At 70.9% G+C, this 11,536-nt stretch carries 7 protein-coding genes; 2 read left to right on the forward strand and 5 right to left on the reverse strand.

Translation table 11 applies throughout. From position 1 onward, the window contains the following. The coding region (locus C1I95_RS27035; RefSeq protein ID WP_158566482.1) for a hypothetical protein at window positions 1-1,445 on the forward strand (1,445 nt) is incomplete at its 5' end. Between the two features lie 77 nt (window positions 1,446-1,522). Here the strand turns inward: C1I95_RS27035 and pulA are convergent. The 4 genes from pulA to C1I95_RS27060 all read right to left on the reverse strand — a co-directional run bounded on the left by pulA (window position 1,523) and on the right by C1I95_RS27060 (window position 9,568). Next, a complete protein-coding gene (pulA, locus tag C1I95_RS27040) occupies window positions 1,523-7,021 on the reverse strand; it encodes a pullulanase-type alpha-1,6-glucosidase (protein ID WP_111217947.1) in 5,499 nt (1,832 codons plus the stop codon). Window positions 7,022-7,163: 142 nt separating this feature from the next. Continuing rightward, window positions 7,164-7,793 (reverse strand): cellulose binding domain-containing protein, encoded by a 630-nt coding sequence (locus C1I95_RS27045; RefSeq protein WP_267900721.1) that lies wholly within the window; start codon window positions 7,791-7,793, stop codon window positions 7,164-7,166. A gap of 179 nt (window positions 7,794-7,972) precedes the next feature. Next, window positions 7,973-8,650: a hypothetical protein gene (locus C1I95_RS34915; protein WP_146605858.1), complete on the reverse strand. Its 678-nt coding sequence runs from the start codon at window positions 8,648-8,650 to the stop codon at window positions 7,973-7,975. A 249-nt stretch (window positions 8,651-8,899) separates the two neighbouring features. Next, window positions 8,900-9,568: a hypothetical protein gene (locus C1I95_RS27060; protein ID WP_111217950.1), complete on the reverse strand. Its 669-nt coding sequence runs from the start codon at window positions 9,566-9,568 to the stop codon at window positions 8,900-8,902. Between the two features lie 19 nt (window positions 9,569-9,587). On the opposite strand from C1I95_RS27060, the gene C1I95_RS27065 reads away from it, so the two are divergent. After that, entirely contained in the window at window positions 9,588-9,776 is a 189-nt protein-coding gene (locus tag C1I95_RS27065; protein WP_199523926.1) for a hypothetical protein, read from the forward strand. A 24-nt stretch (window positions 9,777-9,800) separates the two neighbouring features. On the opposite strand, the gene C1I95_RS27070 is transcribed toward C1I95_RS27065, so the two are convergent. After that, window positions 9,801-11,474: a right-handed parallel beta-helix repeat-containing protein gene (locus tag C1I95_RS27070; RefSeq protein ID WP_111217951.1), complete on the reverse strand. Its 1,674-nt coding sequence runs from the start codon at window positions 11,472-11,474 to the stop codon at window positions 9,801-9,803. Window positions 11,475-11,536: the final 62 nt, after the last annotated feature.

The following is an 11,536-nucleotide window of genomic DNA, read 5'->3' on the forward strand; positions in this document are numbered from 1 at the left end:
AGCAGGAAATCAAGATCGAGGGCAACGGCGCGACGATCAAGCGGGAGTCCCGGGACGGGTTCCGGATCTTCCGGGTCGCCGACGGCGGTGACCTGACCCTGAAGGACGTCACCGTCAAGAACGGCGCAGCCGCCGACCGCGAACACAAGCAGGGCAAGGACGACAAGGAGTGGCCGGGCAAGGACGGCTGGACCGGCCAGGAGTCCGAGAAGAAGGACTGGCACGGCCAGGAGGGCAAGAAGGAAGAGAAGAAGAAGGAAGAAAAGAAGGAAGAAAAGAAGGACTGGCGCGGCGAGCAGGGCAAGAAGGAAGAAAAGAAGAAGGAAGAAAAGAAGGAAGAAAAGAAGGACTGGCACGGTAAGGACGACAAGGAGCACCAGGGCGACGGCGGCGGCATGCTGGTCGAGCGGGGCGGCCGGGCCCACCTGGTGAACACCAAGTTCTTCCTCAACAGCGCCGAGAACAACGGCGGCGCGATCGCCAACTTCGGCCGCGTCGAGGTCGAGAGCAGCACCCTCGACAACAACCACGCCCGCGAAGACGGCGGCGCCATCTTCAACGCCGGCGTCCTCGACGTCGAGGGATCACGCGACGGCAAGGGCGGCGAAACCCGCATCGCCAACAACACCGCCGAGAACGGCGGCGGCATCGCCAACGGCCGCGCCGAAGAGAAGAAGAAGGAAAAGAAGAAGGAGGAGTACTCCTCCGACAGCCGCGAACGCCACGACGACAAGGGCAAGGCCGGCTTCGTGGAGATCGAGAAGGCCGTCATCGAGGGCAACTTCGCCCGCAAGAACGGCGGCGGCCTGTTCAGCAGCGACGGCTTCGTCCAGGTCAGCTGGACCTTCGTCAAGAACAACACCGCCGGCGAGAACGGCGGCGGCATCTACGCCATCGACACCGTCCTGAGCGTCAAGCACAGCAACATCGAGAAGAACAAGGCCCACAAGGACGGCGGCGGCATCTACAACGTCAGCAAGGACAAGAAGCACGGCAGCCTGTACGGCAAGGAGAAGGACGAGGAGACGCGCGGCACCGCCGTCGTCACCGACACCGAGATCCTCCAGAACAGCGCGGGCCGGTTCGGCGGCGGCATCTTCAACGGCGAACCCTTCGAAGAGAAGCACGCCCCCCGCCCCATGTCCGCGACCGAATGGTCCAAGCACAAGAACGACGAGGACGCCGCCCGCCTGACCCTGCGCGACAGCAAGGTCAAGGAGAACTTCGCCGGCAAGAACGGCGGCGGCATCTACAACAACGAAGGCCGAGTCACCCTGACCAACACCAAGATCACCAAGAACAAGGCCGACAACGGCGACAAGCACCACAAGATCGCCGGCGGCGTCTTCAACAACGATGGCAAGGTCAAGCTCGACGACGACTCCACCATCACCGACAACGACCCCACCAACTGCGCCCGCACCGTCGAAGACTGCTTCAACTGAGCGCTTCAGCGGACCCAGCCAGCCGGGGAAGGTCGGCCCCCTGTCACCGAAGGTGGCAGGGGGCCGAACCGCGTGCACTACTGCTGGACGAAGACCGCCACGCTGCGGGCGGGCACGGTGAACGTGCCGGTCGCCCGGTCGAACGAGGCCGTACGCAGCACCTGGTCGGCCGAGGACCGCAGCACCGGGTGCAGCGTGACGTCCGCCCCGCGCAGCCCGCTCACCCGCTGGGTCGAGGCTTGCGGGGTGCCGTTGAAGACCACCGTCACCGACTTCCACGCCCCGCCGAGGCCACCGGCGTCAAGGGTCATGGTGAGCACGCCCGGGGTCTCGTTGGTGCCGGAGAGCGGGAATCCGACCCGCCGCTGCACCTCCTGCGCGGTGGGCAGGCCGAAGACCGGCGAGGAGGCCCGGATCCGCAGCAGCTCGGCGTACCGGGCGTCGGCCAGCTCGACCGCCGCGCAGCCCGGGACCAGCGCCGGGTCGGCCAGCAGCGGCCGGGCGTACGGCCACTTGTCCCGGTTGTCCTCCGCCGCCGGCAGGCCGATGCCGAAGCCGTTGCCCTGCGCGCAGTCCCAGCGGATCTGGTTGAACCAGTCCCCTGAGTTGTACGAGTTGCGGTCCAACGACTTGGACCGCAGCCGCTCGGTGCCGGTGGTGACGAAACCGGCGCCCTGGCCCATCACCACCGTGCTCAGCGCGAGCACCTGCATCCGCGCCCGGTCCACGGCCGACGTGCCCGACGGCAGCTTGTAGGCGAAAGCGTCGTACAGGATCTCGTTGTCGTGCGCGTCGACGTAGGTGACCGCCTCACCGGGCGCGTCGGTGTAGCCGGCCGGCGAGCCGTTGTAGTCCACCTGGGCACCGGTCACCGCCCGGCCCGCGGAGTCGGTGAACCGGTATCCGCGCAGGTTACCGGCCAACCCGACCTTGACCAGGTCGTGCTGGTGCAGCAGCCGGGCCCGCTGCTCGGCGGCGGAGCCGTTGACCGGGTCGCCGTTGGGGTCGGTGAACAGCCCGGACGCGAAGCCCTGCCGACGCGGGTTGTCGTCGAACGGCCCGCCACCGCGTACCGCGTCGCGCAGTCGGTCGTTGAAGGTGCCGATCCCGGTGCCGGCCATGTTGGCCTGGGTGGCCTGCACGAACCGGGCGTTGTCGGCCACCTCGCCGAAGTTCCAGCCCTCGCCGTAGAGCAGGATCTTCTTCCCGTCCACACCGTCGCGGGCCACCGTCAGCTTGTCCAGTGCGGCGCGCACGGCCAGGATGTTCGCCTTCGGGTGGTGGCCCATCAGGTCGAAGCGGAAACCGTCGACCTTGTACGCCTTCGCCCAGGTGACCAGCGACTCGACCACCAGCTTGCCCATCATGGCGTGCTCCGGGGCGGTGTTGGCGCAGCAGGTGGAGGTGGCCACCGTCCCGTCGTCGAGCAGCCGGTGGTAGTAGCCGGGGACGATCTGGTCGAGCACCGACTTCGGGTCGGTGCCGGCGGCCGAGGTGTGGTTGTAGACCACGTCCATCACCACCCGCAGGCCCGCCGCGTTGACCCCGGCGACCATCTGCCGGAACTCGGTGGTGCGCCGCGCGCCGTCCGGATCGACGGCGTAACCGCCCTCCGGGACGGTGTAGTGCAGCGGGTCGTACCCCCAGTTGTAGCCGTCGGCGTCCTTCACCGCCGCGACGCACTCCTGCTGCCGCTCCGAGTCCGGCGGCAGGGCCGCCAGGTCGCAGTCGGGCTGCCGCTGGTCGGCCCGCCGTTCGGGGATGGTGGCGAAGTCGAACGCGGGCAGCAGGTGCAGGTGGGACACCCCGGCGTCGCTGATCGCCTTCAGGTGGCGCATGCCGACGGTGGCCGGATCGGTGAAGGCGAGGAAGGTGCCGCGCCGTTGCGCCGGCACGGTGCTGTCGGCGATGGAGAAGTCCCGTACCGACAGCTCGGAGATCTGCACCTTGGCGGACGGCACCGCCGCCGGCTTGCGCAGCGACGCCCAGCCGGCCGGGGCCAGCTTCGGATCGGTCAGGTCGGCGATCTGGCTGTGGGTGGAGTTCGCCGCCAGCGCGACCGAGTACGGGTCGGTCACCGCGGCGGTGACCAGCTGCTGCGTCGCCGGCTGCCACGCCTGCACCCGGTACCGGTAGAACTTGCCGGTCCAGTCACGTGCCCCGCGTACCGACCACACGCCGGTCCGGTCGTCACGGCGCATCGCCACCGTACTCGGCGTGCCGGTGGGCGAGTCGAACAGCTCCAGCGAGACCGTACGGGCGGTGGGTGCCCAGACCGCCAGGGTCGGCACACCCCCGGCGAAGGTGGCGCCGAGGCTGGTGTTGGTGGCCGGGGCGTACACGTCGTCGAGCACGCCCGGGATCTGCACGCCGGTGGCGCCGAGCAGCGTGCCGTCCACGGCCCGCTCGGTCACCAGCAGTTGCCCGCGCAGCGTCGCCGGCACCTTGGCCAGGTCCCGCCGGTCCAGTGCGAAGGCCCGGTAGTCCCACAGGTGCGGGAACGTCGCGCGCTGGGCCTCGGTGAGCCCGTTGCGCTGCGCGGTCAGCGGCAGCGAGGTGTACGCCCCGACCAGCTCGCCGTCGACCACGCGCACCCCACCGGCGGGCGCGGTCACCAGCGCGTACGCCCGGCCGTCGGTGGGACCGGTCCGCCAGGCCACGGTGGAGCGGTCGATCCAGTGCGCCTTCTGCCTGCCGATGTCGGTGTCCGTGCCGGTGCCGGTCGCCACCGACGGCAGCAGCCGGCCCGGCGTCGCGGCGAGCAACCAGACCTCGCGGCCGGCGTCGGCGAAGTCGAGCCGCTGGTCCTGCGGCAGGTCCTTGTCGTCCCCCTTGTGGACGATGTAGCTCAGCCCGGTCGCACCCTCGGCCAGCGGCACCCGGAACTCGGCGCCGAAGGAGTCGATCCGGGTCGGCGGCATCGGCCTGGCCCAGTCGGTCGGGCTGGCCGCGCCGTCCCACAGGTGCAGGCCCCAGCCGTCGTAGTTGCCGTCGGGCCGGCGGTAGTGGATCACCGCCACCCCGTCCTCGACCGGCGGCGCGGGCTCGCCGGCGGCCTCCTCCCGGGTCGGGTAGGTCGCCCGGTCGCCCTGCTTGACCCAGACCTCACCGGTCTGCGTCACGTCGACGGTCCGGTCGTTGTCGACGTCCTTGTTCCCGTCGGCGTCGACCACCAGGAAGCCGACCGACTTCGCTCCCGGCTTGAGCTTCACCCAGGCGAACCGCCCGTAGGTGTCCGTACCGGCGAACGGCTGCCCCTTCGGCCATTCGGTCGCGTACGCCGGGTCGATGTCGCCCCAGGTGTACAGCCCCCAGTTCAGGTAGTCGCCGTCGGGGCGCTGGTAGTGCACCACCAGCCAGTCACGTGACGCGCCGGACTGTTCGGGAGTGCCGACGATGCCGCTGGCGCGGGTGGTCTCGGTGCGACCCCGGCCGTCGCGCACCACCGCCTTGTACTCGACCTTCGTGCCGGCGGCCAGGCCGGTCAGGTCGTGGTGCACGGTGTACGGGGTGCGGTGCGCCGAGCCGAGCAGCGTCCACTTTTCGCCCTCGACCCGGGCGGCGACCGTCACGGTGGCCAGCGGATCCCCGGTCACCTGCGCGGTCACCGCCGCCCGGGTGGCCACCGGCTCGTCCGGTGTGGGGGTGGTGATGGTGAGGCCCGGCTTGGCGGTGGGCAGCGCGACGGGCTTGCCGGCCCGGTGCACCACCGCCGACAGCGGCGGCACGGTCACGGTCAGCTTGCCGTCGCCGGCGGCGACCGGCCGGCCGGTGGCGCCGTAGATGCCGGTGAAGGTGGCACCGGCCGACCAGGTGTCCACGGTGACAGTCTGCGCGGTCGGGGCGTTGTTGACCGCCACCAGGTACTCGGTGCGGTTGTCCGGGTCGAACCGGGAGAAGGCGAAGACACCGGGGCCGTCGGCGGCGTACCGGGTGACCTGCACGCCGTCGCGCAGCGCCGGGTGTGCCTGGCGCAGGCCGCCCAGCTCGGCGATGGCCCGGTACAGCGGGTGCGTCCGGTCGAACTGGTCGACCGCGTGGGTACGGTCGGTGCCCAGCAGGTCGTCGTCGAGGTAGTCCGGGGTCTGCGAGGCGAACATGGTCTGCCGGGCGTCCTTGTCCCCGCCGGAACCGGTGAAGCCCTGCTCGTCGCCGGAGTAGATCACCGGCTGACCGCGAGTGAGGAACATCAGCTCGTGGGCGAGTTGATCGCGGCGCAGGTGGGTCGCCGGGTCGGTGGGGCCGCCCGCGATGAACGAGCCGATCCGGCCCATGTCGTGGTTGCCGAGGAAGGTAGTCAGCCGGCCGGCGTGGGTGTCCCGGGCGGCGTACAGGTCGTCGCTCGCGTACACGTCGGCCAGTGCCTTCGCGGAGCCGTCGTTGGCGGTGAAGCCACGCGCCGCCTCCTGGAAGGCGAAGTCCAGGGTGGCGGGTAGGGCGCCCTGGCGTACGTAGTCTGAGGTGATCTCCGGGTCGGCGCTGTAGACCTCGCCGAACATGAAGAAGTCCTTCTTGCCGGCGCGGGCCGCGGCCTGGTTGATGCCCTGGCTGAACTGCGGCCAGAAGTCCAGGTTTACATGCTTGACCGTGTCCAGCCGGAAGCCGTCGACGCCGGTGGACTGCACCCAGTCGGCGTAGATCTTGGTCATGCCGCGGACCACCTCGGGACGCTCGGTCCACAGGTCGTCGAGGCCGAAGAGGTCGCCGTACTCGCTGTTCTCACCGGCGAAGGTGGAGTCACCCCGGTTGTGGTACATGGTCGGGTCGTTCAGCCAGGCGGGGACCTTGACCTTCGCGTCCGCCGGGGTCTTGAAGGTCGGGGTGTACGGGAAGGAGTCCGTGTTCACCTTGGGGAAGGCGCGGCTGCCGTCGGCGTAGTTGCGGTCCTCGAACGGCCGGCCCTGCGCGTCGCGGTACGGCGCGGTCGCCTTGTCCACATAGCTGTAGCGGTCCTCGGCGTAGCTGATGACGTCGGCGGTGTGGTTGACGATGACGTCGAGGTAGACCTTGATGCCGCGCCGGTGGGCGGACTGGACCAGCTTCGTCAGGTCGGCGGCCGTACCGAAGTGGGGATCGACCTGGGTGAAGTCGGTGATCCAGTAGCCGTGGTAGCCGGCCGAGACGTCGTCGCCCTCGCCCTGCACGGGACGGTTCTTGAACACCGGGGCGAGCCAGATGGCGGTCGTGCCCAGCCCCTGGATGTAGTCGAGCTGGTCGATCAGCCCCTTGAGGTCGCCACCGTGGTAGAACCCCTTGTCCCTGGGGTCGTACCCGGTGTTCAGCCGGTCTCCGGCCAGGCCGCCCCGGTCGTTGCGCGGGTCGCCGTTGGCGAACCGGTCCGGCAGGACGAAGTAGAACTGCTCGGCCCGCGCCCGGTTGGTCCCCGCGGCGAGCAGGGCCGCGGCGGACGGTTCGGTGTGCCAGGTGGCGGCCCCGGTGGCGCTGAGCGGGCCGGCGCCGGCCGACTGGGCGGCCGCGGCGGTGGGCTGCACCACGACGGGCGCGCCGACCAGGGTGAGTATGAGCAGGAAGACGAGGGCCAGCACGGGCTTGCGCGGTATCGGCGGCGGTTTCATCGACGGCCTTCCTCTGGTCGCTGATTGGCCCGCACGCTAGCCCTTGCCGAAACATTCTGCAATACCTTGCAAACAGGCCCGCAACAATGCCGTCTCCTTGCACAAGGCTGGAAGGAGGTCAGCCCGACGGAGCGGACCGCCCTCAGCGGCCGCTACAGGCGCGGCCGGAAACCGTGCAGCTCACCGGGCTCGGATCGGCGAACTCGATGTGGAAGCGCAGCGCCACCGAGGTGCCCGCGGCGAGGTCCGGGCCGCTGCGGTAGGTGAGCGTGCCGGCGGCACCGCTGAACGTCCCCTGTGGAACGCCCTCCAGCCAGGCCGTGACGACCCGGCCGCCCGGGTACTCCACCCGCGCCACCCAGCCCAGGTCCCCGCCCGAGGTGTTGCGGATCAGCACCTCCGCGATGAAGCCGCCCTGGAACGTGTTCAACACCCGGTACCGCGCCTGCAACGGCGCGGCGACGGGCGGCGCGGTGGTGGTCCGGGACGGTGCCGGCGCCGGGGGCTGCGACGGCGCCACGGACGCGGGCGCGGAGGCGGCCGGCGCGGTGGCGGTCGGGCTCGGCGGGTCGGTCCGGCGCGGGGAGAGTCCGGGCACGGCCGGCGACGGCCGCGTCGACGCCGCCGACGCCTCCCGCCCCGCCGACGAGGCCCGCTCCGGCAGGGGTACGGCGACCGCCGGCGGCGCCGGGCCGAAGTCCGGCCCCGGGCCCCGGTACGCCCCGACCGCGACGACGAGCAGCACCACCATGACGCCCACTCCGACCGACACCAAAATCCAGGGTGAGGACGTGACGGCGGCGGGGCCGTGGGGCGGGAACTGACGCGGAGCGCGACGCATACCGGACATGTCTCTCCTCAACGAGCAGCCCGGCAAGCGTAACGATCAAGAGCAATGCCCGAAAGTACCCGGCGAGTCACCAGGTGTCCCAACAGTCCCCAACCCAGGGGTCAGCCGACCGCGCAGGCGGATCCGTTGATCGTGCACAGTGTCGGGTACTCGCCACCACCCGTACGGCTGAACCGCAACTGCACCGTCTGCTGTGACCCGGCATCGAGCGGGCGGGTGCCGCTGAGCAGGTACCAGCCGCGGTCCTTGATGGTCACCGACACTCCCGGACCGCTGGAGGCGCTGATGCCGGTGACGTCGCCGGTGAACCTCAACTCCACCCGCCAGTCCGTGGACTCCCCGCTGCCGTTGCTCACCACCAGCCGGGCGCGGAAGGAGGAACCGTCTTCGTTCAGCACCTTGTAACTGACAGCGACCTCGCCGGTGTCGGTGGCCGACACCGGCTCCTCCGGGGCACTGCTGGTCGGTGCCCCGCCGGGGGCCGACGGCGCGGCGGCCGACGCGGTACGGGACGGGACCGCCGGCTGCGCCGACGAACCGCTCGGGGCGGGCGACGCGCTACTCGGCGGGCTCGGGCTGTTCGGGCCGCTCGGGCTGTTCGGGCTCTCCTCCGGCGCGGGCGTGTCCGCGGCGGCCGGGATCGGCAGGCTCATCGGCGGCGCGAGCGCCGACTGCGTCGGCCGCTCGGGGCCCCGGAACGACAACACCGCGACCACCAGCATCACCACCAACAGTGCGGTGCCGAGCAGGACCACCACCCACGGCGCGGAGGCGATCACCCTACGCGCCGTCAGTCCGCCGGTCTCTTCTGCGGTGTCCGCACCGCTCGGCCGCCCTGACATGAGGTCCCCCCTCGTCGTCACCGACGCGCCAGCCTAGTCACGTCGCCGGGACGCGCGAAACGGGCGATGGGTCGGACTGTCCGACCGGTTGGGGCCGAGGCCAGAACGGCACCCTGACCTGGCCGGAGGTCGGCCGGCGGCGGCACCGGCGACGGTAGGAACGACCGGCGGACCGGTCGACAATCCTCAGCGCGGCGGGATCTGTACCTCGATCTCGCTGCCCAGCCGGGCACCACCGTGCAGACCGAGGTCGTCGCCGCTCCAGAACCGACCCGGGTCGTACCAGTTCGGCCGCCGGCCCGCGGGCAGCAGTCCCATCTCCTCGTAGGTGACCGCGACGACCTCGGCGCAGTACGCGGTCTCCAGGGTTCGCTCGCGGATCGCCGTTGCGCGCTGCCGGGTCGGCAGCCCCGGCACCGGCACCCGCGGCGGCGCCGGCACCCGCCCGCGCAGCCACCGCCAGGCCAACCGGGCGGTGGACGGGAACGGCGTACCGTCCAGCCGGGCGACCGTCCGCAGCACCGACCGCTCCATCTCCGCGTCCGCCGGCGGGTCGAGCTGGCGCAGCCAGGCCCGCTGGCCGTACCGGTCGGCCCACACCCGGACCGCGTCCCGCAGGTCGTGTAGCTGCACACCGCGCTGGTGGGTGCCGGTCCACATGTCCGGCAGCGATCGGCCCAACTCGGCGTGCCACATCAGCGGCGGCATGTCGTCCAGCACCACCGCCATGCCCACGTGGTTGACCGGGCTGTTGGTGGTCAACTGGATGGCGCGGTCGGGCACGCTGCGACCACGGAACACCCACACGTCGCCGGTACGGGTCAGCTCCACCGCCTCGTCCAGGCTGATGCTCATAACGGACTACCCTAAGCGGATGGCGCGACGGGTGCGGTGGTGGAAGGTCCTCGGCTTGGCCGGTCTGGCCGGAGTCGCGGCGTCCGGCGTGGTGATCGCGCGGGCGGAGCGGCGACGGCGCGCGTACACCCCGGAGGAGATCCGAGCCCGGCTGCGCGACCGGCACGCCGAGGCGGCCTCGGCCGGCCCGGCGAACGAAGGCGGCTGACCCGCGATCCCGTCGGGCGGTCGGTCAGTCCACTTCGACGTGGTTGCGGTCCCAACGGCCGCCCACCGGTTGGCTGTCCAACCGCAGCGCGCCGTCGGCATTGCCGGCGAGGTCGTTGTCCTCGATCCGGCAGGACACGCAGGAGCCCCGGTCGGTGATCCACAGTCCGTGGCTCTGGGTCGGGTGCTCGCGGTTGTCCCAGATCCGATTGCCGCGCACCGTCGCCGATTCGAAGATCGCGTTGATGGCGATGCCGGCCCGCACCGGCGCGGCGGGCGGCAGCTCGTACCCCATGCCCGGCGGTGGCACGTCCTGGTTCCATGCGGTCGCCGCGTCCGGCCGCAGGTCGGCCAGGTTCAGGTCGGTGTCGGTGTTGCCGACCACCACCGCCATCCGGGAACCCACCCGCAGCACCTTGCCCCGATGGCCGTCGGGCGGCCAGCTCGCCGTCCGGTCCGTCATGGACCGACGGGCGTACCGCACCGACTCACCGGCCCCGCCGGCGGCCGGCGCGCACTGCCGGCCGTTGTTGCGGATCCGGTTGCCCACCACTGCCGCGTCGACCATCGGCCGGTCGACCCGGATCGCGTCCAGCCCGTTGTCCCAGAACTCGTTGCTGTCGATCACCACGTCCGAGGCCGCGCCCTGATAGCCGTTGCCGAGGTCGTGCTGGTGGTAGCCGTACCCTCCGTTGCCGCTGATCCGATTGCCCCGGATGGTGTACGGACCAGGGGTGTTACCCATGCTGATCCCGTCGCGGACGTTGCGGTCGATGACGCAGTCGCTGAGAATGCCGCCGCGACCGGCGACCCCGGCCGTGCCGTTGGCGGAGACGTCGAAGCCGGCCTCGAGATTGCCGGTGAGCGTGCAGGCGGAGACGATCAGCCCGTCGGCTCCCCAGTCGGAGATGCCGAACCGGTTGGCCTGGCTGTGGCAACCGATGATCCGGTACCCACGGGGGGATGCCCAGTACGACTTCTGCAACTCCAGGAAGATCCCGTTGGTGCCGTTGCCCAGCGTGGTGCAGTTGCTGATCGTGCAGCGTTCCACCTCGCCCCAGCCGCCGATGCCGATGCCGATGCCCGCACCGCCCATCTCCTCGCCGTTGTCCAGCCGGCCGCAGCCGACCACCACCAACCCGTCGATCAGGCTGTCCTGGAGAAAGTCGCAGCCCAACCCGGTCGCGCCGGTGTGGTGGATGAAAAGGTTGCGGAACACGCCCCGCACGACGTACTGCAGGCCGAGCCCCTTGGCCAGATAGCTGTACTCCGCCATGGCCACGCCCGAGCCGTCGATCTCGAAATCCGCGAAGGTGCAGTCGGCGATGTGCCGGTCGCGATCCGCGCCGTGCTGCACCGTGGTCCAGAAGGCGAGCGGCGTCGGGTCGGCGCGGTTGCCCTCGTTGCTCAGCATGAACCGGGTCGCGCCCGGTCCGGCACCGAGCAGGGAGACCCCACTGCGCCAGACCGTGCCCGCGTCCCGGATCGAGTAGATCCCCGGCGGGCAGTAGATGACGCGTGCCCGACCGTCGGCCGCGTACCCTTCGCCGAGCCGGTCGACCAGGGCAGACAGCGCGGGCTGGTCGTTGGTCACCCCGTCGCCCCGAAGTCCGAACTCCCGCGCGTCGCACCACAGCGGCGCACCGGCCACCGGGGCCAGATGCTCGCGGCTGGCGATGGATCGGCCCGGCAGCCGCACGGGATCCTCCCTCGGTCGTGAGCTCCTACCCGCCGGTCTTTCCCGCTCCCCCTCCCCGGAAA

It is taken from the genome of Micromonospora craterilacus (assembly GCF_003236315.1).
Taxonomy (GTDB): Bacteria; Actinomycetota; Actinomycetes; order Mycobacteriales; family Micromonosporaceae; genus Micromonospora; species Micromonospora craterilacus.

What these genes read in the sequence shown, in the direction of transcription:
- pulA (WP_111217947.1), bottom strand. Translation starts at nt 7,021, where the DNA reads ATGAAACCGCCGCCGATACCGCGCAAGCCCGTGCTGGCCCTCGTCTTC.
- C1I95_RS27060 (WP_111217950.1), bottom strand. Translation starts at nt 9,568, where the DNA reads ATGAGCATCAGCCTGGACGAGGCGGTGGAGCTGACCCGTACCGGCGAC.
- C1I95_RS27065 (WP_199523926.1), top strand. Translation starts at nt 9,588, where the DNA reads ATGGCGCGACGGGTGCGGTGGTGGAAGGTCCTCGGCTTGGCCGGTCTG.